Source organism: Amycolatopsis sp. NPDC114505, assembly GCF_055633615.1.
On the sequence record NZ_JBVKDV010000003.1, the window covers coordinates 1,744,471 to 1,766,641 of the forward strand.

The 22,171-nt window shown below is 73.6% G+C and carries 22 protein-coding genes; 12 read left to right on the forward strand and 10 right to left on the reverse strand.

Annotated features, from left to right (window positions below):
• Window positions 1–16 precede the first annotated feature (16 nt).
• Together ACZ7OU_RS37085 and ACZ7OU_RS37090 are read right to left on the reverse strand one after the other, a co-directional pair.
• Window positions 17–1,474: a serine hydrolase gene (locus tag ACZ7OU_RS37085; protein ID WP_470258816.1), complete on the reverse strand. Its 1,458-nt coding sequence runs from the start codon at window positions 1,472–1,474 to the stop codon at window positions 17–19.
• Window positions 1,475–1,504: 30 nt separating this feature from the next.
• Entirely contained in the window at window positions 1,505–2,200 is a 696-nt protein-coding gene (locus ACZ7OU_RS37090) for a glycosyltransferase family protein (protein ID WP_470258817.1), read from the reverse strand.
• Window positions 2,201–2,350: 150 nt separating this feature from the next.
• Between ACZ7OU_RS37090 and ACZ7OU_RS37095 the strand changes: the two genes are divergently transcribed.
• The 3 genes from ACZ7OU_RS37095 (at window position 2,351) to ACZ7OU_RS37105 (ending at window position 5,235) form a co-directional block, all read left to right on the forward strand.
• Window positions 2,351–3,553, forward strand: coding sequence for a glycosyltransferase (locus ACZ7OU_RS37095; RefSeq protein WP_470258818.1), 1,203 nt, complete (start codon window positions 2,351–2,353; stop codon window positions 3,551–3,553).
• Window positions 3,554–3,646: 93 nt separating this feature from the next.
• Window positions 3,647–4,021: a YciI family protein gene (locus ACZ7OU_RS37100; RefSeq protein WP_470258819.1), complete on the forward strand. Its 375-nt coding sequence runs from the start codon at window positions 3,647–3,649 to the stop codon at window positions 4,019–4,021.
• Window positions 4,021–5,235, forward strand: a complete 1,215-nt coding sequence (locus tag ACZ7OU_RS37105) for an RNA polymerase sigma factor (protein ID WP_470258820.1) — start codon at window positions 4,021–4,023, stop codon at window positions 5,233–5,235. The genes ACZ7OU_RS37100 and ACZ7OU_RS37105 overlap by 1 nt, the downstream gene beginning before the upstream one ends.
• Window positions 5,236–5,405: 170 nt before the next feature.
• Here ACZ7OU_RS37105 and ACZ7OU_RS37110 read toward each other — a convergent pair whose 3' ends face one another.
• From ACZ7OU_RS37110 to ACZ7OU_RS37130, 5 genes are all read right to left on the reverse strand, one after another.
• Window positions 5,406–6,419 carry an NAD-dependent epimerase/dehydratase family protein gene (locus ACZ7OU_RS37110; RefSeq protein ID WP_470258821.1) on the reverse strand — a complete coding sequence of 338 codons (1,014 nt, stop codon included), beginning with the start codon at window positions 6,417–6,419 and terminating at the stop codon, window positions 5,406–5,408.
• A gap of 19 nt (window positions 6,420–6,438) precedes the next feature.
• Complete coding sequence (locus ACZ7OU_RS37115) at window positions 6,439–6,888, reverse strand: MerR family transcriptional regulator (RefSeq protein WP_470243004.1); 450 nt, start codon at window positions 6,886–6,888, stop codon at window positions 6,439–6,441.
• Window positions 6,889–6,973: 85 nt separating this feature from the next.
• Window positions 6,974–7,372, reverse strand: coding sequence for a hypothetical protein (locus ACZ7OU_RS37120; RefSeq protein ID WP_470258822.1), 399 nt, complete (start codon window positions 7,370–7,372; stop codon window positions 6,974–6,976).
• 118 nt (window positions 7,373–7,490) lie between these two features.
• Window positions 7,491–8,486, reverse strand: coding sequence for an ArsR/SmtB family transcription factor (locus ACZ7OU_RS37125; protein ID WP_470258823.1), 996 nt, complete (start codon window positions 8,484–8,486; stop codon window positions 7,491–7,493).
• A 171-nt stretch (window positions 8,487–8,657) separates the two neighbouring features.
• Window positions 8,658–9,683: a hypothetical protein gene (locus tag ACZ7OU_RS37130; RefSeq protein WP_470258824.1), complete on the reverse strand. Its 1,026-nt coding sequence runs from the start codon at window positions 9,681–9,683 to the stop codon at window positions 8,658–8,660.
• Between ACZ7OU_RS37130 and ACZ7OU_RS37135 the strand changes: the two genes are divergently transcribed.
• The 9 genes from ACZ7OU_RS37135 (at window position 9,682) to ACZ7OU_RS37175 (ending at window position 19,264) form a co-directional block, all read left to right on the forward strand.
• Complete coding sequence (locus tag ACZ7OU_RS37135) at window positions 9,682–10,296, forward strand: LLM class flavin-dependent oxidoreductase (RefSeq protein WP_470258825.1); 615 nt, start codon at window positions 9,682–9,684, stop codon at window positions 10,294–10,296. The two genes, ACZ7OU_RS37130 and ACZ7OU_RS37135, sit on opposite strands and share 2 nt — an antisense overlap.
• Window positions 10,297–10,318: 22 nt before the next feature.
• Complete coding sequence (locus ACZ7OU_RS37140; RefSeq protein ID WP_470258826.1) at window positions 10,319–11,326, forward strand: chemotaxis protein CheB; 1,008 nt, start codon at window positions 10,319–10,321, stop codon at window positions 11,324–11,326.
• The gene (locus ACZ7OU_RS37145; protein WP_470259039.1) at window positions 11,326–12,087 is read left to right on the forward strand and encodes an ATP-binding protein; all 762 of its coding nucleotides are present in this window, start codon (window positions 11,326–11,328) and stop codon (window positions 12,085–12,087) included. The genes ACZ7OU_RS37140 and ACZ7OU_RS37145 overlap by 1 nt, the downstream gene beginning before the upstream one ends.
• A gap of 10 nt (window positions 12,088–12,097) precedes the next feature.
• The gene (locus ACZ7OU_RS37150) at window positions 12,098–13,957 is read left to right on the forward strand and encodes a CheR family methyltransferase (protein ID WP_470258827.1); all 1,860 of its coding nucleotides are present in this window, start codon (window positions 12,098–12,100) and stop codon (window positions 13,955–13,957) included.
• A gap of 65 nt (window positions 13,958–14,022) precedes the next feature.
• Window positions 14,023–14,775, forward strand: coding sequence for an ATP-binding protein (locus ACZ7OU_RS37155; protein WP_470258828.1), 753 nt, complete (start codon window positions 14,023–14,025; stop codon window positions 14,773–14,775).
• 49 nt (window positions 14,776–14,824) lie between these two features.
• Entirely contained in the window at window positions 14,825–15,196 is a 372-nt protein-coding gene (locus ACZ7OU_RS37160; RefSeq protein WP_470258829.1) for an STAS domain-containing protein, read from the forward strand.
• A gap of 82 nt (window positions 15,197–15,278) precedes the next feature.
• Window positions 15,279–16,118: an ABC transporter ATP-binding protein gene (locus tag ACZ7OU_RS37165; RefSeq protein ID WP_470258830.1), complete on the forward strand. Its 840-nt coding sequence runs from the start codon at window positions 15,279–15,281 to the stop codon at window positions 16,116–16,118.
• A gap of 48 nt (window positions 16,119–16,166) precedes the next feature.
• Window positions 16,167–17,144, forward strand: coding sequence for an ABC transporter substrate-binding protein (locus tag ACZ7OU_RS37170; RefSeq protein WP_470258831.1), 978 nt, complete (start codon window positions 16,167–16,169; stop codon window positions 17,142–17,144).
• A 2-nt stretch (window positions 17,145–17,146) separates the two neighbouring features.
• Window positions 17,147–19,264, forward strand: coding sequence for an iron ABC transporter permease (locus ACZ7OU_RS37175; RefSeq protein WP_470258832.1), 2,118 nt, complete (start codon window positions 17,147–17,149; stop codon window positions 19,262–19,264).
• On the opposite strand, the gene ACZ7OU_RS37180 is transcribed toward ACZ7OU_RS37175, so the two are convergent.
• From ACZ7OU_RS37180 to ACZ7OU_RS37190, 3 genes are read right to left on the reverse strand one after another with little or no spacing between them, the layout of a single operon-like run.
• Complete coding sequence (locus ACZ7OU_RS37180) at window positions 19,224–19,997, reverse strand: maleylpyruvate isomerase family mycothiol-dependent enzyme (protein ID WP_470258833.1); 774 nt, start codon at window positions 19,995–19,997, stop codon at window positions 19,224–19,226. The genes ACZ7OU_RS37175 and ACZ7OU_RS37180 overlap by 41 nt on opposite strands.
• Before the next feature lie 46 nt (window positions 19,998–20,043).
• Entirely contained in the window at window positions 20,044–20,484 is a 441-nt protein-coding gene (locus ACZ7OU_RS37185) for a hypothetical protein (RefSeq protein ID WP_470258834.1), read from the reverse strand.
• Entirely contained in the window at window positions 20,468–22,171 is a 1,704-nt protein-coding gene (locus ACZ7OU_RS37190) for a methyltransferase (RefSeq protein ID WP_470258835.1), read from the reverse strand. The genes ACZ7OU_RS37185 and ACZ7OU_RS37190 overlap by 17 nt, the downstream gene beginning before the upstream one ends.

Below are 22,171 nucleotides of genomic sequence, written 5' to 3' on the forward strand. Positions count from 1 at the left end.
CGGCGACGGCCCGCCGTCAGGCGCGGGCGTAGAAGCCGACCGGCATCGTCACGTCCGCGCTCGATGCTCCGCACTCCAGCATCCACAACGCCGCCGCCGGGCCGAGCTCGCGGCCCAGCACCCCCAGCGCCTCCGGGTCCGGGGCCACCGCCCGTGCCTGCTCCACCCCGCGCGCGAACGCGTCCGGGTCCCAGCCGTCCGAGTCGCCGTCGCCGAGGGAACGGGCGCCCGCGGTCAGCTTCGCCGTCGGCAAGGGCTCGGGTACGGCGAGCAGGCCGTGGGTGCGTTCGCCGACCAGGACTCCCATCCAGCGTGAGCTTTCCGGGGTGGGCCGGGGTCCCGTCCAGCGGGGGCGCCCGTCCATGTCGGGGAGCTTCGCCGGGGCGCCGGACGCCGCCCAGCGGCCCGCCCACTCGACCGCCAGGCCCGGGGCGCTGCGGGTGGCCGGGTTGTGGAAGCGGGCCATGTCCCAGCGGTTGCCCACCGCCACCGCCGCCAGGTCGCGGTGCGGCCAGACCCGCGCCTCCCACCAGAACCCCCACGGGAACGCCGCGGTGTGCCCCCACCACCAGTCGTCGCCCAGGTCCGGGTCGGCGAGTTCCAGCGTCAGGCCGGAAAACGAGCGGACGCCGTGCGGGCTCGGGCGGGGCGCGCGCGGGGTCACCATCGCCGCGAGCGAGTCCGGGCCGACCAGGCCGCGGTCGCCCTTACTGGTGCGCAGCAACGACTGCAGCAGCCGCGCGAAGTCCGCGGCGCTCGTGTACATCCCGACTCCCGGGTACGCCGACGTGCGCAGCGGCGGGCTCGGCAGGCACCAGTCGCCGAACGCCAGGTACCCGGTGGCGCCGCCGGGGCTCCGCGTGCCGTCGTCGATGCTCGTGGCCGTCATCCCGGTCGGGGCGAACACGTCCCGCTCGACGCGGGCGCCGTACGGTTCGCCCGTCAGGTGCTCGACGACGCCGCCCAGCACCCCGACGCCGAAGCTCGAGTAGGAGTAGGACCCCGGCGTGGTCACCAGCGGCAGCACCCCGCCGTACTCCACGGCGCGCCCGATCCCGTGCCGGCGCCGGACGTAGTCGAGGATCGGCTCGGCCGGCGCCGTGCGCGCCGTCGCGGTGACGATGTCGCTGTAGTAGCCGCCCTGGTGGGCGGCCAGCATGGCGGTGGTGACGGGCGCCGCGCCCGGACCGCGCAGTCCCGCGGGCAGCACCTCGTCGACCGGCGTGTCGAGACCGACCATGCCCGCTTCGGCCAGCTGCATGAAAGCCAGCCCCGTCACGGGTTTCGTGAGCGAGCCCGCCGGCGCCGGCGTGTCGGCGGTCATCGGTGTGCTCGCGGCCAGGTCGGCGAACCCGGTCGCGGCCGTGCGCAGCTCGTCGCTCGTCGCCACCGCGACGGCGACCCCGGGGGTGCCGGTGACCGCGGCCAGCCGGGGCAGGACGGTACCGAGCGCCGTCATCACGTCGTCGAGCATGCTTCTCCTCGTGAAGTCCACTGTGGACGTTCAGCCGTCGGTGGTGTTGTAGTTGACGATCCGCTCCACCATGAGGGCGACCGCGCCGGCCAGCGGGCTGTCCACGTCCCTCCGCGCCACGTCCGGCAGCCGGTGGGCCTCGTCCTCGGTGACCGCCACGATGCCCCAGAGCGCGTTGAAGCCCGCGGGGTCCGCCGGCTTCTCCGCGGCCGCTTTGACGGTCACGACGCCGTCCCCGCCGCCCACCGTCAGCGCGCCCATTTGCCGCAGGGTGCCCGGATCCCGCTCTTCGGCGGCCACCACGCTCCACCCCGCCACGCCGGTCTGCCGCAGGGCGCCGAGCAGGCTGCCGACCTCGCTGACAACGATGTCAGGTAGCACCAGGGCCACCGGTCCCCGCGTCATCGGCAAGGCCGAGCGGATCGCCCCGTCGAGCCCCGGCTCGGCCACGTCGTCCTGGTAGACGAAGACCATCTGAAAGGTCCCGGCGTAGCGCGCCAGGTACTTCACCGTGTCCAGCTTGTGCGGCCCGAACACGACGACCACGCGCACGGTGAGCCCGCTCTTCACCAGCTCGACGACGGCCTCCAGGCTGCGGTCCAGGATGGTGACCCCGGGCGCCAGGCAATGCAGCTCCTTCGCGTACGGCGCTCCGAAGCGCGTTCCCAGTCCGGCGCACGGCAGGATGATCGAAACGTCGGGGATGGGTCCGGACGAAACAGGCATCGAATGGCCCTCAAGTTCTGTTGACGGTCAGGAGCCCTTACACGCCACAGTAGTCACCGGAGGCGGCTTCGCGCGAGAGCGAGTCGATCACCGGGCCGGCCGGTAAACTTCCCGCGGGCACGACCGAATCGGCGGCGAAGAGGGGCGCGAATGCGAGTGCTGCTGTCCACGTACGGGACGCGCGGCGACGTCGAACCGCTGGTGGCACTCGCGGTGCGGCTGCGGGAACTCGGTGCGGAGGTACGCATGTGCACCCCGCCGGACGAAGAGTTCGCGGACCGGCTCGGCGGCCTCGAAATCGAGTTCGTGCCGGTCGGCCCGCCGGTCCGGGCGTTGATGCGGGCGACGGCTCCCCCGTCGGCGGCGGAGCTGTCCCGCTACCGGACCGAACTGGTCGACACGCAGTTCGACGTCTTCCCCGCCGCGGCCGGCGGCTGCGACGCGCTGGTGGCCGCCGGTCTGGCCCAGGTCGCCGCGCGGTCGGTGGCCGAAGCCGCGGGCATCCGGTACGTCTACGCGACCTACGCGGCGGTCAACCTGCCGTCCCCGCACCACGCGCCGCCACCCCGGCCGGGCTGGCCGGAGCCGGAGGGGGCCAACGCGACGCGGTGGGAGGAGGACGCCCAGCGGGTGAACGCGCAGTTCCGCGCGCCGCTCAACGGCCACCGGGCCGCGCTCGGCCTGCCTCCGGTGGACAACGTCCGCGACCACGTCTACTCGGACCGGCCGTGGCTGGCGGCCGACCCGGTCCTGGGACCGTGGCCCGAGGCGCCGGGCCGGGAAGTGGTCCAGACCGGCGCGTGGAGCCTGGCGGACGAGCGTCCGCTGCCGCCCGAGCTGGTGGAGTTCCTGGACGCGGGCGCACCGCCGGTCTACGTCGGGTTCGGCAGCATCAGCCCGTCGCCGGACATCGCCCGCTGGGCGGTCGAGGTGGCCCGGGCCCGCGGGTACCGGGTCCTCGTCTCCCGTGGCTGGGCGGACCTCGACCTGGTCGACGGCCAAGCGGACTGCTTCGCCATCGGCGACGTCAACCACCAGCGCCTGTTCGGCGAGCTGGCCACGGTCGTTCACCACGGCGGCGCGGGCACGACGCAGACGGCCGCCCGGGCGGGTGTCCCGCAGGTCGTGGTCCCCATCCCGCTGGCGGACAACCCGTACTGGGCCGGGCAGGTGGCCGCCCGCGGGGCCGGCGCGGCCCTCGACGGCCCGACGGCGACCCTCGAGTCCCTGAGCACCGCGTTCGACACGGCACTGGCCCCCGAGACCCGGGCGCGGGCCGCGGCGCTGGGCCGCGAGATGCGCACCGACGGGGCGACGGTGGCGGCGCGCCGGCTGCTCGACGAACTCGGGTGAAAATACTTCCGGGGTCGTGTTGATCCGCGCGTCGCCCGTTCGACATAAGGGGGCGAAGGCCGAGAGGCGGCCCCGCCGGACGAGGAGACGACGATGGCGAAGTACATGCTGATCATGCGGGGCACCGCCGAGTCGAACGCGGCCATGATGGCCGACATCGACGCGTCGATGGCCGCCACCCGCGAGTACATCGAAGACATGCTCAAGGCGGGCGTCCTCCTCGCCGCCGAAGGGCTGGACGACCCGAAGCGCGGCGTCGTCGTCGACTTCGGCGCCGAGGTCCCGGTGGTCACCGACGGGCCGTACGGGGAGACCAAGGAGCTGTTCGGGGGCTACTTCCTGCTCGACGTCGCCTCGAAGGAGGAAGCGGTCGAGTGGGCCAGGCGGATGCCGGCGGCCCGCGGGTCCAAGATCGAGGTCCGCCGGGTGGCCGGGGACGACGAGGTCCCCGAGGGGGCCGGGAACTGATGGACACGGCCGAGGTCGAGGCCGTCTGGCGGATCGAGTCGGCGCGGATCATCGCCGCGCTGACCCGGTTCACCGGCGACTTCGGGCTGGCCGAGGACGCGGCCCAGGAGGCGGTGGCCGAGGCGCTGGTGTCGTGGCCGCTCGACCCGCCGGCCAACCCGGCCGGCTGGCTGCGGGCCACGGCCCGGCGGCGGGCCATCGACGCGATCCGCCGCCGGACCGCGCTCCAGGACCGCTACGCCCTGCTGGCGGCCGCCCCGGAGATCGAGGGGGACGTCGACCCCGACCGGATCGAGGACGACGTCCTGGCGCTGATGTTCGTCAGCTGCCACCCGGTGCTCTCCCCCGAGGCCCGGGTGGCGCTGACCCTGCGCGTGGTCGGCGGGCTGTCCAGCGAGGAGATCGCCCGCGCGTTCCTGGTGCCGGTGCCGACCGTGCAGGCCCGCATCACCCGGGGCAAGAAGACGATCGCGGCGGCCGGGGTGCCCTTCGAGCTGCCGGCGGCCGGCGAGCGCCGGGAGCGGCTGGGCGGGGTGCTCAGCGTTGTCTACGTGATCTTCACCGAGGGGGCGACGGCGACGACGGGCGAGCGGTTGCTGCGCTCCGACGTCGCGTACGAGGCGATCCGGCTGGCCCGCACACTGGCCGCGCTGCTGCCGGCCGAGCCGGAGGTGCACGGCCTGCTCGCGCTGTGCGAGCTGACGGCGGCGCGGTTCCCGGCCCGCACCGGCCCGGACGGCGAGCCGATCCTGCTCGAGGACCAGGACCGCCGCCGCTGGGACGTCTCGGCGATCCGCCGCGGGCTGGCGGCACTGGCCAAGGCGTCGGCGCGCGGTCTCGGCCCCTACGGCCTCCAGGCGGCGATCGCGGCCACCCACGCGGCGGCGGCCTCGGTCGAGGAGACGGACTGGGACCGGATCGTGCTGCTGTACGAGGCGCTGGGCCGGGTCGCGCCATCGCCGGTGGTCGAGCTCAACCGGGCCGTCGCGGTGGCGATGGCCTCGGGGCCGGCGCCGGCCTTGGCGATGGTGGACGAGCTGGTCGCCGCGGACCGGCTGCCCGGTTCCCACCTGGTCCCGACGGTGCGAGGCGAGCTGCTGACCCGCCTCGGCCGGCACCCGGAGGCGCGCGCCGAGCTGGAGCTGGCGGCCCGGCTGTGCACCAACGAGAGGGAACGCTCGGTGCTGCTGCGCAAGGCCGCCGCGTTGTCCTGACCGTCCGAAGTGGACTGTGCGGGTCGGGACTGCGCCGATCCAGGTGACCAGGCGGCTGCGGGCGGTGCCGGAAATGCGCGGCGAGCCGCACCCAGCCCCAACGCCGTGGGGCAGGCCGATCCCGGCTGCGGGCCGTGCCGGCTCATGCGTGCCGGACCGCACGCGCGGCGCTAGCCGATCCGGGCGGCCAGCAGGCTGCGAGCGGTGTCGGCCACCGTCTCCTCGATCGGCCGGGTCCGCCACCCCAGCACGTCCCTCGCCTTGTCCGTGCGGATGACCGGCACCCGCCCAAGACGGCCGGCCGCCTCTCGCATCGCCGGGTCGGTCTCGGCTGCGGTGCGCACCTGCTCCGCCGTCAGCTCGGCCGTCGGCAGCGCGTCGCCGCCGACGGTCGCTGCCAGGATTCGGGCCAGCTCCAGGAAGCTGATCGACCTCCCCGCCGCCGCCAGGAAGCGCTCTCCCGCTGCCCGTGGGTGGGTCATCGCCCGGACGTGCAGGTCCGCGACGTCCCGGACGTCGGCCACTCCGAACGACAGCGGTGGCACCACCGGCATCGCCCCGTCGAGCATCGCCCGGACCAGCGCGACCGACGACGACAGCCGCCTGCCGAGGACCGGGCCGAAGATGCCGGCCGGGTTGATCACCGTCAGCTCCGGGCCGCCCGCCGACCGCACCTGCTCCCACGCGGCCCGCTCGGCGATGACCTTCGACCGGATGTACGCGCTGTTGGGGTCGGCGGGATCGGTCCAGTCGGCCTCGGTGTACTCCTCGCGCGGCGTCGCGCTGTAGCCGACCGCCGCGAAGGACGACGTCAGCACCACCCGCCGGACGCCGGCTTCCCGGGCGGCGGCCAGGACCCGGACGGCGCCGTCACGGGCCGGGCGGATCACCTCGTCGTCCTCGGGCGAGAAGGGCGAGACAGGCGACGCGGGCGGGAACGGGGACGCGACATGGAGCACGAAGTCCACGCCTTCGGTCGCCTCGGCCCAGCCGGCGTCGGCGCCGAGGTCCGCGGCCACCACCTCCAGGTCCGGCGCACCGGCGATGGCCCGGACCTCGGCTGCCCGACCCAGGTCGCGCACGGTCGTGCGGACGCGGTGGCCGCCGGCCAGCAACCGCGCGATGGTGTGGCCGCCGAGGTGCCCGGTGCCGCCGGTGACCAGGACGAGGGTGTCGTTCGTCATTCGAGTCCTTTGTGGAGTGTCAGAATCGGTCGATCAGCGCCAGGAGCCGCGGGACGAGCCGCTGCGCCGCGGCGGTGTCGCCCCGGTCGCGGGCGTCCCAGAGCCGTGCCTTCAGGCGCAGGTAGTCCAGCCGCAGCCGCAACCGCTCGATCTCGGCTTCCAGTCGGTCGGCGTGGTGGTCGAACAGCTCGCGCTGCTCGGCCGCGGCTGCGTCCCCGCGGGCCAGCAGGTCGAGGTAGCGCCGCAGGTCCTCGACCCGCAGCCCGGCCGAGCGCAGGCACCCGAGCGAGTCGACGACGTCCATGGTCGCGGCGTCGTACCGGCGGTGCCCGCTGCTCGGGTCGCGCGGCACCGGGCCGACCAGCCCGATCTGCTCGTAGTAGCGCAACGTCGGCTCACTCAGCCCGCTGCGCCGCGACGCCTCGAGGATCGTCAGCCACACCTGCTCGCCCGCAACTCCCGCCGCCATGGGAACAGCATGCAGAACTTCAAGCACTTGAAGTCAAGAGGGCCGCGCGGCACCGGCCGCGCGGCCACTCGAACGACTGACGCGCTCAGCAGAAGACGTAGTGGATGCTGACCGACGACGACGTCGTCCCCGACGGCGCGTACAGCGTGAACGACCGGGAAGCGCCCTTCGGGCCGATCGCGGCGCTGTCGCTGACCCCGCCGTTGCTCCAGTGCGAGCGGACGTACGGGCACCGGCCGTCGGCCTTGTCGTCGGTCACCGTCCCGCTCACGGTCGTGTAGTTGTTGCACCACGTCCCCGACGCGTGGCCTTCTGCGCTCTTGAGCGTCCAGTTCTCACAGGGAAGCGCCGCCAGGCGCCCGTTCAGCGACGGCGTCGCGACGTCCCCCGCGTTCGCGGCCCCCGCCACCGGAGCGCCCAGCACCAGCAGCCCCGACGCGCCGATCGCCGCCGCGCCGACAGCCCCCCACTTCAGCAACCTCATCTCACCCTCCACTCGGATCGTCTTTCCGGACCAGGAGATCCGGGAGAGACTCTGGCACCGGGCCCCCCGGCGAACGGCCTCCTTCGAACTCGCTCGAAAGACTCCCCGGGCAGAACAGCTAGGCGTCCCCGGAGGCGAGCACCGCCAGCCCGAGCGAGGTGATGCGGTGGGTCGCCAGGTTCTCGTGCCGGTCGGTCGTGATGAGGCCCGCGTCGCGCAGGACGCTCGTGTGGTGGCTGACCGTCGCCGGGGCGACGCCCGCCTGCCGCGCCAGGCGGGTGGTGGTGCCGCCGGTGACGGCCGAGCGCAGGATCGTGGCGCGGGTGGGACCCAGCAACGCGCTCACGCGGTCGCCGGCACCGTGGTCGCCGGCGAGCAGGCGGGCTCCGGCTTCGATCGGGAACACCAGGATCGGGCGCAGCCGCGGGTCGGCCAGCGCCACCGGGTGGTACACGCCGAAGTAGCTGGGGACGAGCAGCAGGCCGCGGCCTTCGAGCCGCAGGTCGCGATCGACCGGGTAGTCGACGGCGAGCACCGGCGGCCGCCAGCGCACGGCCGGGCCGAGCCAGCGCAGCAGGCCTTCGGGACCGTTGCGCAGGTACCGCTGGATGCCACCGGCGCACGCGATGCGCACCCCGTCGCCGAGCACGGGGAGGTCCGGTTCGAGCAGGGCCTCGAAGTAGACGTGCAACGCCCGGCGCAGGTGCCGCACCGCGGGCGTCTTCCCGCGGGCGAGCTCCTCCAGCCACCTCGCGGCGGGCGCCGTGGCCGGCCGGACCCGCGCGAGCTCCTCGCGCCTCCGCCGCGGCGAAGCCGACAGCACCGCCTCGACGCCTTCGCCGATGCCGCGTACTTCTTCGGTGGGCGTGAGGAAATCCGGGAAGTAGGCCGCGTGCGGCGCGACCGTCGTCACCGTGTGCACCGCGAGCCGGACCGCCCGCGCCTCGTGCATCCGCCGACGCACGCGGCAGCGCCAGTGGTTCAGCGGCAACCCGCCGTCGCCGTGCTGCAGGACCTGGGCGCTGCCGACGACCTCCCACAGGAGATCGATCTCCGGTTTCAGCCGCGTCCGCGCGAGATCGGCATCGGTGAAGTGGATCCGCAGCTGTGGCACGTCGTCCCCCCGGACCCTCGGTGACCACGAAGCACCTGTGTCTCCAGGTGTTCGTGGCCCGGCGCCCGAGTACCCGCGTCAGCCGATCGGACCAGGCCCGGCCGGGCCAGGACCGCGCCGGTGGCGGATCGCTCCATCCGGCGGGGCGATCGCAGCCGCCGTCCGCCTTGCCTAACCCAGCGGCAGGGAGGAGCTTCCGCGGGGGCCGGTCACGGTGACGCGGACGGCGAAGGGGTCGGCGACGACCTGCCAGGTCTGCGGCGTCCCGACGTCCAGGGTGCGCGTGGCCTCCCGGACCAGGTCCGGGATGCGGTCGAAGGGCAGCGTGCGCAGGTCGAACCGCGGGACGTCCGCGGCGGTCGGCGCGAACACCACCGACAGCCGCCGTTCCTCGACGACGGCGGTGAGCACCGGCGAGACGTCCGTGGCGCGCGCCAGGGAGTCGACGGCCCGGCGCAGCTCCCCCGCGTCCAGCAGGGTCCGGTCCGGCCCCACGGTCACCGTGGCGGAGCCCGAGGAGGACGTGACCGACGTGGACGACGACTCGGCCGGCCGCTCGGCGGTCTCCGGGCCGAACAGCTCGGCCCGGAACAGGAACGGGATTGCGGCCGCGGCGAGCAGCAACCCCACCAAGGTGACCGCGCCGAACGCACAGCCCTCCGGCGGCGCGTTCACCACGGCGGACTCGGGTGCGGACGCGACGGCGGCGGTCGCCAGCCGTCGCTCCCACTCCGGCGCCGGGCGCGTCACGATCCGGGCCCGCCACGGCCGGTCCGGCGGGTATTCGACGACGAGGAGGTCGCCCCGGCGCCACCCGGGGAGGTCGACCAGGTTGACGGGGTGGGTCACCTCGACCCGGAACGACGGCGCGCCGTCCGGGGCGACCGTGAGGACGAAGCCGACCGGGACGTCGCCCGTTTCGGTGCCGCCGGCGCGCATGCTCTCGACCTTCGCGAGCGCCACGCGGGGAACGACCGCCGCCTCGCGGGCCCGCCGCGGGATGCTGGCGACGAAGCGCAGCATGCCGTACACGAGCGGAAGCCCCAGCGCGGCCAGGATCAGGGGCACCCGCTCGACGATGATGCCGACGACGAAGGCGCTCGGCGTCGCCCCGACAACGCCGCCGGTCAGGAACCCGCGGGCGAGCGCGACCGGGCCGCGGTGGGACGGCGCGGCGATGTCCGGCACAGGGGGCATGGCGGTACTCCGGCTTCTCGAGGAGCTCCGGCGGCTCATCCGCGGAACAGCCTCAGGCTGCACCGGACCGGGCGCTACCGAACCCACGTTTCGCGCACTCGGGAAGTGGGCGTCGATCGTCGCGGAAGACGGTCCGCGCCGCACGGCAGCCGTCCGCCTCATCCGTGCACTGTGGACGTCCGAAGAGGACGTGGACTTCGCCGGCGAGCACTACCGGCCGGCCGGCGCCAAGCCGGGACCGGCACCGCTGCACGAGATGGCCATCTGGTTCGGCGCCTGCCGGCCGCGGCTGCTGCGCCTGACCGGCGCCCTCGCCGACGGCTGGATCCCGAGCTCGCCGTTCTTCCCGCCGGAGGCCCTCCCGGCCGCCAACCAGACCATCGACGACGCCGCGGAGGCCGCCGGCCGATCGCCGTCGAGCATCCGCCGCGGCTACGGCATCGGAGGCGAGTTCGGCACCGGCACCGGCACCGGCTTCCTCGCGGGGGAACATCGGCCCGAGAACGTCGTGCTCGTGGCGGGAGATTCCGGTGCGGGCCGGGCCGGCGGCGGGTCCCCGTGTTTCGCTTCGTGTCGGCGGTGTTACCTGCAGGCGCGGATGCGACTACCGTGACGGGGGTGAGGAGGTGACCGCCATGGCCTTCGAACGCGATGTCGTGGTGATCGGCGCATCCGCGGGTGGTGTCGAGGCGCTGCGCCAGACCGTGCGGTCGCTGTCCGCCGACTTCCCCGCCGCTGTCCTGGTGGTCATGCACCTCGCTCGCGGCGCACCGACGGCGCTGCCGCAGATCCTGTCGCGCGCCGGGCCGTTGCGGGCGGTCCCGGCGACCCACGCCGCGCCGCTCGCCAAGGGCGTGATCCACGTGGCACCGCCCGATCACCACCTGCTCATCGACGACGGCGCGCTCATGCTCAGCCACGGCCCGACCGAGAACGGGCACCGTCCCGCGATCAACGCCACCTTCCGGTCCGCGGCGGTCGCGGCCGGACCACGGGCGATCGGCGTCATCCTTTCGGGGGCTCTCCACGACGGTGCCGCCGGTCTGGCCGCGGTCGTGGAACGCGGTGGCCTCGCGATGGTGCAGGACCCGGCGGACGCCCTTTACCCGGGGATGCCGGAAAGCGCCCTCGCCCACGTGAGCACGGACCACGTCTACCCCGCCGACGTGCTCGGCAAGGTGCTCGACCGGGTGGTCCGCACGGCGGCGAGCGCCCAGCCGGTCGACCCGCCCACACCGGTTCTGCTGCTGGAAGACCGGATCGCGCGGGACGGCGTCCGGCGGGGCGCGGTCGCCGAGGAGCCCACCGGCGCGTCCGGGTACAGCTGCCCGGACTGCCAGGGCTCCCTGCTCGAGATCGGGCGGCAGCCCGGCCAGTACCGCTGCCGGATCGGCCACGCCTGGTCGGCCGAGGCCCTGCTGACCGCGCGCGACATCGAACTGGAACGAGCGCTGTGGACGGCGTTACGCTCGCTGGACGAAAAGGCTGCCCTCGCCCAGCGCATGCAACAGGACGCGGCCGGCCGCGGGCACTCCGGCCTCACCGGCCGCTACGGCAGCACCGCCGAGGAATGCGCGACCGCCGCGGAAACGCTGCGCCGGTTCCTCGTGTCCCTCTCCCAGGAGACCGAGGCGAACCCGTGATACCCGAAGACGGCCTGCTGCTGGTACCGCGGTACCGGGCGGAGTCGACCGTGGCGACCTTGACCGGCACCTTGACGCTGGCCGCCTACCCCGAACTGCGCGACGGCGTGCTCAAGGTGGCCGCGGAAGCGCCGGAGAGCGTCATCGCCGACATCCAGGGCCTCGAGGTCGACGACGACACCCTGCTGACGGTGTTCTCGGTGATCGCGATGCGGATGGGCGTGTGGCCGGGGATCCCGTTCGCGGTGGTGACCGATCGCCCGGACCACCTCGCCCGGCTGGCGGCGCGGACGGTGGACCGGTTCGTGGCGGTCCACGCCGACGTCGCCGCGGCGGAACAGGCGCGCGACCGGCCGCCCCGGCGGCGGGCGATCCAGCTGCTGGCCGCGTCGCCGCGCGCGTCCGCCATGGGCCGGGCGTTCGTCGAACGGGTCTGCGCGCAGTGGGGCGTGCCGGAACACACCGAGGACGCGCTCGTGATCGCGACCGAGCTGGTCGAGAACGCGATCGTGCACACGACGTCGCACCCGCGACTCCGGCTGGAGCTGCGGAGGGGCGTCTTCACCGTCGCGGTCGCCGATGACGATCCCCGGGCCGCCGTGCTGCTCGAGCTGCCCGCGCGGAAGGACCACGGGCTCGGGCTCCGGCTGGTCGCCCAGACCTCCCGGATCTGGGGGTGCAGCCGGTCCTGGAGCGGGGGCAAGGTCGTGTGGGCCGTGCTCGCCCGGCGCGGCCGATCCCACCCCGACCTCGGCGGGTAGCGTGCGGAGCGTGACGGAGCCCCAGCCGGAAGACGACGGTGAGTTCGAGTCGGTCCTCGCCTACCTCAAGGAGTCGCGAGGCTTCGACTTCACCGGCTACAAGCGCAGCAGCCTGCGCCGGCGGGTCCAGCGCCGCATGGCCCAGGCCGGGGCCGAGAACTACGCCGAGTACATCGACCAGCTCCAGGTCAACGCCGACGAGTTCGTCTCCCTGTTCAACACCATCCTGATCAACGTCACCGGGTTCTTCCGCGACCCGGAGGCCTGGGAGTACCTGCGCGACCAGGCCATCCCGGCGCTGCTGGCCGAGCGCAGCCCGGAGGAGCCGATCCGCGTGTGGAGCGCCGGCTGCGCCGCCGGTCAGGAAGCCTACAGCCTCGCCATCGCGTTCGCCGACGCGATCGGGGTCGAAGCGTTCCGGCAGCGCGTCAAGATCTACGCCACCGACGTCGACGAAGAAGCCCTCGCCCAGGCCCGGCACGCGGCCTACACCCCGACCGAGGTCGAAGGGCTGCCCGAGGACAAGCTGGAGCGGTACTTCGAACTGCAGGGCAGCCGGTACAGCTTCCGCAAGGACCTGCGCCGGTCGGTGATCTTCGGCCGCAACGACCTGGTCCAGGACGCCCCGATCTCGCGGATCGACCTGCTCGTGTGCCGCAACACGCTGATGTACTTCAACGCCGAGACGCAGACCAAGATCCTCGAGCGGTTCCACTTCGCGCTGGCGCCACGGGGGCTGATGTTCCTGGGCAAAGCCGAGATGCTGCTCAGCCACACCCGCATCTTCGAGCCGCTCGACCTCAAGCGGCGCGTCTTCCGCAAGGTCGCCGGCAGCCCGGCCGGCTACAGCCATTTCGTCTCCCCCGGTCCACCCGGACGGAAGTCGATCGACATGTCGGGGCTGGACGAGCTGCGGGAGCACGCCTTTTCCGCGAGCCCGGTGGCCCAGCTGGTGGTGACCGCCGACGAGGTGGTCGCCCTGATCAACCGGCAGGCGGAGCTCTCGTTCGGGCTCAACGACCGCGACATCGGGCGCAAGCTGTGGGACCTCGACGTGTCCTACCGGCCGGTCGGCCTGCGCCCGTACGTCGAGCAAGCCCGGCTGGAACGACGGTCGCTGCGCGTGAAGGACGTCGAGTGGCGGCGCGCGGGCGACACGGTCTGGTACGAGGTGCACGTGAACCCGCTGGTGGGCCGCGACAAGAGCCTGCTCGGCGTTTCGGTGGTGTTCCACGACGTCAGCTGGGCGCGGCTGCTGCTGCTCGAACTGGAGCACACCAACCGCCGGCTCGAATCCGCCTACGAGGAGCTCCAGTCGACCAACGAGGAGCTCGAGACCACGAACGAGGAGCTCCAGTCCACAGTGGAGGAACTGGAGACGACCAACGAGGAGCTCCAGTCCACCAACGAAGAGCTCGAGACCATGAACGAGGAGCTGCAGTCGACCAATGACGAGCTGCAGACCATCAACGACGCCCTCCGCGACCGCAGTGTCGAGCTGGACGAGCTGAACGACTTCCTGGAGTCCGTGCTGACTTCCATCCAGGCCGGGATCGTCGTGGTCGACACCGAAATGCGGATCAAGGCCTGGAACCGCGGCGCCGAAGACCTCTGGGGACTGCGCCGGGAAGAGGCCGAGGGCGCGCACCTGCTCAACCTCGACATCGGGCTGCCCCTGACCGAGCTCCGGCCGGCCGTTCGCGACGCGCTGGCCGACGCCGGCTTCCAGACCGAGCTGACGCTGAACGCGATCAACCGCCGAGGCCGGCCCGCGGTCGTCAGGTTGCTGTGCAGCGCATTGCGTTCCGCCGGCAGCCAAAGCCAGGGCGCCCTGCTGCTCATGGAAGAAACTCAGCCGCTGTCCCCGTGACCCGGCGGGGAGTAGCTTGAGGTGGTGGACCCCCGACATCGATCCAGCGCGGTCAGCAAGGGACCGTGACCGGACGCCGTGACCGAGGTGTCACGCTGGAGCTCTCGGCCCGGCTCGCCAGCACCGTGGTCACCGTTACCGGGGAACTCGACCTCCCCGGCTACGGCTTCCTGCGCGACGGCCTGCTGAAGGTCGCCGCCGACGGCCCACCCGGGCTGATCGCCGACGTCGACGGGCTGCTCATCGACGAGCTGTCCCCGACCGCCGTGTTCCCCCTGATCGCACGCCGGATCGGCAACTGGCCCGGCATCCCGTTCTCCCTGATCACCCGGCAGCCGACCCACCTGGATGCCTTCCACCGCTACGGCATCGACCGGTTCGTCGCGGTGCACACCGACGTCGAAGCAGCCGAACGGGAGCAGACGGTCCCGATCCGCCGGTGGGCCCAACGGGTGTTCCCCCGCACGGACAGCGCGACGAAGCTCGCCCGCGCGTTCCTCCGGGAGCTCACGGCGGACTGGGCCGTACCCGAGCTGGTCTACGACGGCACCCTGATCGTCGGCGAGCTCGTCGCCAACGCGCTTCGGCACACCACGTCCTCGCCCGAGGTGCGGCTCGACCTCCGCCGGGGCCTGCTCACCATCTCGGTCGCCGACGACAGTCCCCGGCCCGCGACCCTCCTCGAGCGCACCGGCCTGCGCGATCCCGGACTCGGCCTGCGCATCGTCGCCCAGACCGCACAGGCCTGGGGCAGCAGCCGACGCTGGTCGGGCGGCAAGGTCGTCTGGGCGACCCTCACCTCCGGCCGCCACGCCTGAACAGGAGCATCAGGGTGCATCCGACGGCGCGGGCGGGCAAAATGGACGGGTGACTCGTCCCGATCCCGAGGGTCTCCCCGCCGACCCGCGAGACGAGCTGGCGGTGTCGGTTCGCCGGCTCGGCGGGGTGCAGGTGGTGGCGGCCGAGGGGACGGTGGACCTGCACACCGTCGCACGGCTGGCCGATGCGGTCGCGGCCGCCTTGACGCAGCGGCCGGCCAAGCTGGTGATCGACCTGACCGAGGTGGGTTTCCTGGCCGCGGCCGGCTTGCACGTCCTGCTCGACGCCCGGCACGACGCCGGAGACGGCACGCGGGTGCGCGTGGTCGCGACCGGTGCCGCCCTGCGATCCATCAGCGTCGCCGCCGTGGACGAAGTACTGGCGGTCTACCCCACCCTCGCCGACGCGGTCCACTCCTGACCAGCACAGTCCCCCGGGATCCGCCGGTGTGCCGGCCACCACAAATCTTGTAGTTAGGTGAGCCTGCCCTTATTGTCCTTCCGTGTCCTTCGTCCCCCAGCGCGCCGAGACCGGTGTGCACGCTCGTGAGATCGATGTCGCCTACGGCAGCGACGTCGTCGTGCGGGCCGCGTCCGTCTCCCTGCGCGCGGGCAGCGTGACCGCGCTGATCGGCCCGAACGGCAGCGGGAAGTCGACGCTGCTGCGCGCGCTCGCGCGGCTGCACCCGCCGGTCGCCGGCTCGGTCACCTTCGCCGACGGGGCGGACCTGCGCGCACTGTCCGGAAAGGACATCGCCAAGCGGATCACGGTGCTGTCGCAGCAGCGGACCGCGCCGGGCGGCGTGTGCGTCCGGGAGCTGGTCGAGTTCGGCCGGCACCCGCACCGGTCCCGCTGGGGCGGCCGCGACCCCGAAGGCCCCGCCGCCGTCGAGCGCGCGCTGAAGCTGACCGGCCTCGCCGCCCTCGCCGACCGCCCGGTGCAGGCCCTCTCCGGCGGGCAGGCGCAGCGGGTCTGGCTCGCCGCCTGCCTGGCCCAGGACACCGCGCTGCTGCTGCTCGACGAACCCACGACCTTCCTCGACCTGCGCTACCAGGTGGAGATCCTCGACGTCGTCCGCGACCTCGCCGACCGGCACGGCGTCGGGGTCGGCGTCGTGCTGCACGACCTCGACCAGGCCGCCGCGGTCGCCGACCGGGTGCTCCTGCTGGAGGACGGCCGGGTCACCGCCGAGGGCTCCCCCGCCGACGTCCTGACCCCGGCGAACCTCAGCCGGGCCTACGGCATCCGCGTGGACGTCGTGCACGACCGCGCCGACGGCCGGATCCACACCCGTGCGGTCGGCCGTTTCAACGACTCGGAAGCGCGCACCGCGTCGGTCTGACCGGTACGCCGTCATCGCACAGCACATCGCACAACACCAGGAGAAAACATGCGGATCACCCGGCTGTTCCTCGGCCTGGCCGCGGCCGCCACGTTCTTCGTGGCCGCCTGCGGCACCACCGAGGAGCCCGCGAGCGACGCGGCCGCCACGAGCGACGCCGGCCCGGTCACGGTCGTCGACTCGCGCGGCAAGGAGGTGAAGCTGCCCCACCCGGCCAAGCGCGTCGCCGCGACCGAGTGGAACGGCGTCGAGCACCTCGTCTCGCTCGGCGTCACGCCGGTCGGCGTGTCCGACATCAAGGGCTACGGCCAGTGGGTGAGCGCCGAGAAGCTCGACAGCACGCCGAAGGACATCGGCACCCGCGGCGAGCCGAGCCTCGACACGCTCGGCTCGCTGGGCCTGGACCTCGTGGTCGTCACCGACAGCGTCACCGAAGGTGCCCTCGAACAGATCGAGGCGAAGGTGCCGGTGATCGTCCTCAAGGGCGGCACCGCCCAGGACCCGATCGCCGGGATGTACACCAACCTGGACACCATCGCGAAGGCCACCGGCACCGAAGCCGTGGCCGCGCAGCTGAAGTCCGAGTTCGAGCGGAAGCTCACCGCAGGCCGGGCCGAGGTCGAGAAGCTGGGCGCGCTGGGCCAGAAGGTCGCGTTCTCCGACGCCTACGTCACTTCCGGCTCGGTCAGCATCCGGCCGTACACCAAGGGCGCGCTGGTCTCCGCGGTGTTCGGCAAGCTCGGCCTCGAGACCGCGTGGCCGATGGACGGCGACCCCGTCTACGGGCTCGCGCAGGCCGACGTCGAGGGCCTGACCCAGCTGCCCGACGTCCGGTTCTGGTACATCGCCAACAACGCCGACGGCGACCCGTACCAGCAGGAGCTGGCCGGCAACGCGATCTGGAAGAACCTCCCGTTCGTCAAGAGCGGCAAGGTGCACCGCTTCCCGGACGCCCTGTGGATGTTCGGCGGGCCCAAGTCCATGGAGCAGTTCGTCGACGCGGCCGTCGGCGCGCTGAAGAACTAGCGGTGGTCACCCTGACCGAGCCGCCCGTGGCCACCGCACGGCGCCACGGGCGGCTCGCGCTGCTGGGCATCGGGCTCGCCGCCCTGATCCTGCTGGGTTCGGCGGTGCACCTGACGCAGGGCACCGCGAACGTGCACGCCCTCGACGTGCTGCGGCTGGTGTTCGGCGGCGCGACCGGCGACACGACCGCCGTGGTCGTCGAGTCGCGGTTGCCGCGGCTGCTCGCGGCGCTGGTCGTCGGCGCCGCCCTCGGCGTGGCCGGCGCGGTGCTGCAGTCGGTGTCCCGCAACATCTTGGCGTCACCGGACACCCTCGCCGTCAACGCCGGCGCGCACCTCGCGGTCGTCGCCGTCGCGGCGTTCGGCGTCTCGCTGCCGCTGCTCGGCGCGACCGGGGTCGCGTTCGCCGGCGGGCTGGCCGCGGCCGTGTTCGTGCTCGCGCTGTCCGGCACCGGCGGCACCGGGATCGTGCGGCTGGTGCTGGCCGGCACCGCGATCGCGCTGGCCCTGATCTCCGTGACCCAGGTCCTGCTCCTGTTGTACGCCCAGGAAACCCGCGGCCTGTTCGCCTGGGGCGAGGGATCGCTGGAGCAGAACGGGCTCGGGGGCATCCGCACGCTCGGCCCGCTCGTCGGCCTGGCGGTGGCCGCGCTGCTCGGGATGGCCCGGCGGCTCGACCTGGTCCACGTCGGCGACGACCACGCGCGGGCACTGGGGGTCCACGTCGGACGCGTCCGCTTCGCCTCGATCGCGCTGGCCGTGCTGCTGGCCGCGGCGGCGGTGACCCTGGCCGGCCCCATCGGGTTCGTCGGCCTGGCCGCGCCGGCACTGGCCCGGCTACTCGCGGTCGTGGTGCCGGGCCTGCACCGGCACGCCGCGCTGCTCCCGTTCTCCGCCGCGCTGGGCGCGGCCCTCCTGCTGGGCGCCGACGTCCTGCTCCGCACGATCATCAGCCCGCAACGGGCCCTGGAGGTGCCGACGGGCGTCGTCACGACGATCCTCGGCGCGCTCTTCCTCGTGGTGCTGGCCCGCACCGCCCGGATCACCACCGCGACCGCCGAACCGCCCGCGGCGGGCGCGCGAGGCGGGCTGAGCGCGGTCCGGTACCGCGTGATCCTGGCCGTGCTGGCGCTCGCGACGGTCGGCGTCGCCGTCGGCGCGGTCCTGCTCGGGGACGCGAAACTGCTACTGGGCGACGTCGTCAACTGGGTGACCGGACAGGCCGGCCCGATCGTCACCGGCGTGCTGGACACCCGAGTCCCCCGTGTGGTGGCCGCGCTGCTGGCGGGCGCGGCGCTGGCGCTGGGCGGCGCGCTCACCCAGGCGGTCGCCCGCAACCCGCTGGCCGAGCCGGGGATGATCGGGGTCGTCGGCGGGGCGGGCCTCGGCGCGGTCGCCGTGATCACCCTGGTCTCCGGGGTCGGGTTCTGGACCCTGGCCGGGTCCGCGGGCCTGGGTGCCGCGCTGGCGATGGCGCTGGTCTTCGCCGTGGCGGCCCGCGGCGGCTTCACCAGCGAACGCCTGGTGCTGATCGGCTTGGGCGTGCACGCGGCGTCGCAGGCGCTGGTGACGCTGCTGATCACCCTGTCCGACCCGTGGAACGAGACCAAGGCGCTGACCTGGCTCGGCGGCTCGACCTACGGCCGGACCTTCACCCACCTCGTGCCGATGGCGCTGGTGCTGCTGCTGGTCGCCCCGGTGCTGGTCCGCATGCGAAACGAGCTGGACCTGCTGTCCCTGGACGACGAAACGCCACGGGTACTGGGGGTACCCGTGGCGCGGTCACGCTTGCTGCTGCTCTCGTGCGCCGTGCTGCTGACCGGTGCGGCGGTCGCGGGCATCGGCGTGCTCACGTTCGTCGGGCTGGTCGCCCCGCACGCGGCCCGCGCGGTCGTGGGCAGCAGGCACGCCCGCCTGCTGCCCGCCGCGGCCCTGCTCGGCGCGATCCTGGTGTGCGCCGCCGACACCGCCGGACGCGCGGTCATCGCCCCCGGCCAGCTGCCGGCCGGGTTGATGACCGCGATCATCGGGGCGCCGTACTTCGTGTGGCTCCTCTACCGGCACCGCACGGGACGGCCGGTCAGAAGCCGGGGAACACGCGGCGCAGCTCGTCGAGCGTGACGTTGCCCTCGACGGTGACACCCTTGTCGTACGGCGCCTTGAGCCGGCCGCTGACCAGCCGGACGAACGCTTCCGCCGGCCCGTCGAACGTCGCGGACGGCCCCTCGAGGTGGTCCACCACGGTGACCCCGTCGTCGATCACCAGGCCGCCGCCGGGGACCGCGAGGGACACCGGGTTCGCGAGCTCGGCCGGCTTCGCGAGGAAGCTCAGCATGAACCCCACCGGCCCGGCCAGGAGGTCGAGGAGCACGTCGGCCGAGCCGGCGTCCACCCCGGCTTCGGGGTCGAAGGCCACGCGCACGTCCCACGAGTGGTTGGCCACCTCGGACAGCCGCATGCCCACGGCGGTCGACAGCGGCACCGGCTCCGGCAGGAAGCCGAGGTCGACGGTCAGCGACGAGCGCTGCTCCGGCGTGAGCGCCTCGACCGTCTCCAGCCAGCGGCCGTTGTGCTCCAGGAAGCCCTCGGCCTGCGCCCGCGGCGCGGACGAGTCCCAGCGGGCCCAGATCGTCGGGTTGTCTTCGGCCGCCACGGTCTCGCCGGCGGCCCGCGCGATGGGCGCGCGGCCGATCTCCGCACCGCTGCCGAGGTGCGACAACGCCTGCGCGACAGTCCATTCCGAGGCGCCGCTGGTGGTGGCCAGCTGATCGTCGGTGAGGGTGCGGACGAGGTCGGCGAGCGTGTCGTGCTCGGAGCGGAGGGCGGCGATCGTGCGGTCCACGAGTTGACTCATGCCACGCTCAACTCCCCGGTGGACGGATGTGTTCCGGCCACCGCGATCACCGGCGGCCGGTGGCCAGGATGACGAGGAACTGGCCGCCGCCCGGCTCGACGTTCGCCGTCACCGGCAGTCCCGGCACGAGCCGGGAGAACCGGTCCACCAGCCAGTCCGCCGCTTCCTGGGCGTCCTTCTTCGTCGGCGAACGCGCCACCATCTCCCGGCCGCCCTTGCGCTCCAGCCGGCCGGCCACGGTGATCAGCGGCGCGGGTTCGACCACGTGCAGCCGGTCCGGCCAGGCGATGACCACCTTGACCGCGCCCTTGCGGGTGTTGCACCCGCGGTGCGCGAGCCGCTCGGCGACCTTGGCCTTCCGGTCGGCGGTCCGGCTGTCGACGCTCGGCCCCCGCGGGTCGTTCACCGACATCCCGGGGTCGACCGGTTCGTCGCACACCCAGCAGCGCCAGCCGTCGCGCTCGGCCACGTCATCGAGGAGACTCATCCGGGCAAACTAGCCCCTCCGGGCGCGGCACCCCCTTGCGGGCACGCAGTACGTGGGCGTCCAGGGCCAGCGACCGGACGTCGGTCAGCTCGAAGCCGGCGCCGGCCAGCAGCACGCGGTAGTGCGACTCGGTGCGTTCGCGGCCGCCGACGTTGCAGAGCATGTGGATGTCCCACGGCACCGCCAGCGAGGCGGTCCCGTCGTCCTCGGGCAGCAGGCGTTCGACGATCAGCAGCTCCGCGTCGTCCGGCATGCCCGCGGCGCAGACGGTGAGGATGGTGTGGCACCGAGCGTCGTCCCAGTCGTGCAGGACGCGGGAGAGCAGGTAGACGTCGCCGTCGCCGTCGCCGGGGACGGCCTCGGTGAAGTCGCCGGCGACGAGGGTGCAGCGCGTCGGGTACCGCGCCAGCGCCGGCTCCGCGACGGCCAGTGCTTCCGGGCGGTCCATCAGGACGCCGTCGACCGCCGGGCAGGCGTCGAGGACGCGGGACAGCAACGCGCCGTTGCCACCCGCGACGTCGACGACGACCCGGGCACCCGAGAAGTCGACGACGTGGGTGAGCTCGGCGAACATCGCGTTGCTGGCCGCCATGGACCGGTGGAACAGGTCCGCCAGCGCGGGGTTCGCCGCCAGGTGGGCGAAGTGGTGCGCGCCGAAGACCTTCGCGTACGACTCCTCGCCGGTGCGGACGGCTTCGGTGAGCGCGGCGAAGGACTCGTAGAACGGGCCGCCGTACATCAGGGCGAGCGCCGCCATGGAGCCGTCGACGTCCGAGCGCAGCAGGGCGCCCAGGTCGGTGAGCGCGTACCCCGCGGGTGTCGCGCGGACGACGCCGAGGGTGCCCAGGTAGCGCAGGAGCCGGCCCAGGCTCTCCCGGTCGGCGCCGGTCGCCGCGGCGAGATCCGCGAGGTCGGCGGTCGCGGCCAGGTGGTCCGGCAGGCGCAGCTCGACGGTCGTGGCCACGGCCCGCGTGGCCCAGGCGCCGGTCAGCAGCCCGAGCAGTTCCGTGCCGGGCTCGGACTCGCGCCGGTGCGCGGCGAGCACCCCCGGGAACTCGCCGGTGCACAGCAGTTCCAGCCGCCGGTAGGCGGGCGCGGGGTGGTCGGCGTCGCGGAAGTAGAGGACGGTGGCGTCTTCGTGGCCGTTGTACCCGCCCCCGTCCGGGCGCAGCTGCCCGGCGATCGCCGCGCGCAGTCCGCTCAGGACGACCGGGTCGGCCCGGGGTACCGCGAGCGCGAAGTGGCTTTCGTGGCCGCGCCGGCGTTCGTCGGCGGCGACGTGGGCCAGCTCCGGCGGGGTCAGCAGGACGAAGATCTCCAGCGAGCACGACCGGCCGGCGCGGTCGGTCACCGGGGCGCGCAGGATGCCGACCGTCAGGTCGGCGGCGGGCACGCCGTAGCGGCGGCTCAGCCGCTCCCGCACGACGACGCTGGGCCGCATCGGCCCGGTTTCGAGGCCGTGGCGGGCCAGTTCCTCACCGAGCCCCTCGAGGGTGCCCGGGAAGATCAGCAGCGCCACGTGGGAGAACGGCGCGTGCGCCGCGAGGGCGGCGCGTTCGGCGGCGGGCAGCGACGGCAGGGCCGCCGCGAGCACCGCGTCGGTGTCGACGGTACGGACGAGGTCATTGGCCGCCGTGAGGCGGTCGAGGTCCTCCGGCGCGAGCGCGGGGGCGATCGTCGCGGTCAT

What these genes read in the sequence shown, in the direction of transcription:
- ACZ7OU_RS37085 (WP_470258816.1), bottom strand. Translation starts at nt 1,474, where the DNA reads ATGCTCGACGACGTGATGACGGCGCTCGGTACCGTCCTGCCCCGGCTG.
- ACZ7OU_RS37090 (WP_470258817.1), bottom strand. Translation starts at nt 2,200, where the DNA reads ATGCCTGTTTCGTCCGGACCCATCCCCGACGTTTCGATCATCCTGCCG.
- ACZ7OU_RS37095 (WP_470258818.1), top strand. Translation starts at nt 2,351, where the DNA reads ATGCGAGTGCTGCTGTCCACGTACGGGACGCGCGGCGACGTCGAACCG.
- ACZ7OU_RS37100 (WP_470258819.1), top strand. Translation starts at nt 3,647, where the DNA reads ATGGCGAAGTACATGCTGATCATGCGGGGCACCGCCGAGTCGAACGCG.
- ACZ7OU_RS37105 (WP_470258820.1), top strand. Translation starts at nt 4,021, where the DNA reads ATGGACACGGCCGAGGTCGAGGCCGTCTGGCGGATCGAGTCGGCGCGG.
- ACZ7OU_RS37110 (WP_470258821.1), bottom strand. Translation starts at nt 6,419, where the DNA reads ATGACGAACGACACCCTCGTCCTGGTCACCGGCGGCACCGGGCACCTC.
- ACZ7OU_RS37115 (WP_470243004.1), bottom strand. Translation starts at nt 6,888, where the DNA reads ATGGCGGCGGGAGTTGCGGGCGAGCAGGTGTGGCTGACGATCCTCGAG.
- ACZ7OU_RS37120 (WP_470258822.1), bottom strand. Translation starts at nt 7,372, where the DNA reads ATGAGGTTGCTGAAGTGGGGGGCTGTCGGCGCGGCGGCGATCGGCGCG.
- ACZ7OU_RS37135 (WP_470258825.1), top strand. Translation starts at nt 9,682, where the DNA reads ATGGCGGTACTCCGGCTTCTCGAGGAGCTCCGGCGGCTCATCCGCGGA.
- ACZ7OU_RS37130 (WP_470258824.1), bottom strand. Translation starts at nt 9,683, where the DNA reads ATGCCCCCTGTGCCGGACATCGCCGCGCCGTCCCACCGCGGCCCGGTC.
- ACZ7OU_RS37140 (WP_470258826.1), top strand. Translation starts at nt 10,319, where the DNA reads ATGGCCTTCGAACGCGATGTCGTGGTGATCGGCGCATCCGCGGGTGGT.
- ACZ7OU_RS37170 (WP_470258831.1), top strand. Translation starts at nt 16,167, where the DNA reads ATGCGGATCACCCGGCTGTTCCTCGGCCTGGCCGCGGCCGCCACGTTC.
- ACZ7OU_RS37180 (WP_470258833.1), bottom strand. Translation starts at nt 19,997, where the DNA reads ATGAGTCAACTCGTGGACCGCACGATCGCCGCCCTCCGCTCCGAGCAC.
- ACZ7OU_RS37185 (WP_470258834.1), bottom strand. Translation starts at nt 20,484, where the DNA reads ATGAGTCTCCTCGATGACGTGGCCGAGCGCGACGGCTGGCGCTGCTGG.
- ACZ7OU_RS37190 (WP_470258835.1), bottom strand. Translation starts at nt 22,171, where the DNA reads ATGACCGCGACGATCGCCCCCGCGCTCGCGCCGGAGGACCTCGACCGC.